The sequence below is a fragment of the Ochrobactrum sp. AN78 genome (assembly GCF_029909885.1).
Taxonomy (GTDB): domain Bacteria; phylum Pseudomonadota; class Alphaproteobacteria; order Rhizobiales; family Rhizobiaceae; genus Brucella; species Brucella quorumnocens.
This window is the reverse complement of the sequence record NZ_JASAMU010000040.1, coordinates 1-1,184: the sequence shown is the minus strand read 5'-3', so window position 1 is coordinate 1,184 and position 1,184 is coordinate 1. Positions and strand designations below refer to the sequence as shown.

Here is a 1,184-nt window from a genome sequence, read left to right as displayed (position 1 = left end):
GGGGGTGCGGAGGAAAACTTGGACTATCAGGGAGGTAGTTCATGTATTCCTACGAAGACCGGATGCGCGCTGTTGCGCTTTATATCAAGCTGGGCAAGCGTTCGAAGGCGACTATTCGCCAATTGGGTTATCCAAGCAAGAATGCTTTGAAGGGTTGGTGTCGAGAATACGAGTGTCGGCTCAATCTGCGTTTAGGGTTTACGCCCCGAGCGCCGAAGTTCACACAGGCTCAAAATGAAGCGGCTGTTGAGCATTACCGCACGCATGGTCGTTGTGCTTCTGCAACGATGCGTGCTTTGGGCTATCCCGGTCGTGCAATGTTGACCGCTTGGGTTCGGGAGGCGTTCCCGGAAGCTCAAAAATCTACAGTTGGTAGGGCTGCTCCTCCACGATATCCGGAGACATTGAAGAAGATTGGCGTCGTGGGGCTTTATAATCGGCAAGAAAGCGCGCAGGCGTTGGCCGAAAAGCTCGGCGTATGCAGACCGACACTGTATAACTGGAAAAACCAGTTACTTGGTCCGGAGGCTCCCGCAATCATGAAGCGCAAGAATAACTCACCGCCTGTGCCAGAGCGAAAAGAATTGGAGCGACAGCTCGCAACACTGCAGCACGATATACAGAAACTGCAGCTTGAGCATGACCTTTTGAAGAAAGCGAATGAAATTCTAAAAAAAGACCTGGGCGTCGATCTGCAACTCCTGAGTAATCGAGAGAAAACGCTGTTGGTTGACGCCCTAAAAGATCTTTATCAACTCTGCGATCTGCTTGCTCAGTTGCGACTGGCGCGCAGTTCATATTTTTACCATCGAGCCCGTATGAGGATGAGCGACAAGTATCTCACTATTCGTCAAAGCATCGCCGAAATCTTCGAAGCGAACCGTCGATGCTATGGCTACCGCAGGCTACAGGCTTCATTGGCCAAACAATCCGTTATAATCTCAGAGAAAGTTGTGCAGCGCTTGATGAAACAGGAGAACCTGATCGTTACCACGCCAAAGCGGCGGCGATATCGCTCTTATCTCGGAGAAATCAGTCCGGCACCCGAGAACCTTATTAATCGCGATTTCCAGGCCGCAGGCCCAAACGAGAAATGGCTGACCGATATCACTGAATTCCATATCCCGGCTGGCAAGGTATATCTCTCACCAATCATCGACTGTTTCGATGGGTTGGTTATAAGC

General features: G+C 50.8%; 1 protein-coding gene. It reads left to right on the top strand.

Annotated features, from left to right (window positions below; translation table 11 throughout):
- Positions 1–41: 41 nt before the first annotated feature.
- A partial coding sequence (locus QBD00_RS23585; RefSeq protein WP_318580709.1) for an IS3 family transposase occupies positions 42–1,184 on the top strand: 1,143 nt, incomplete at its 3' end.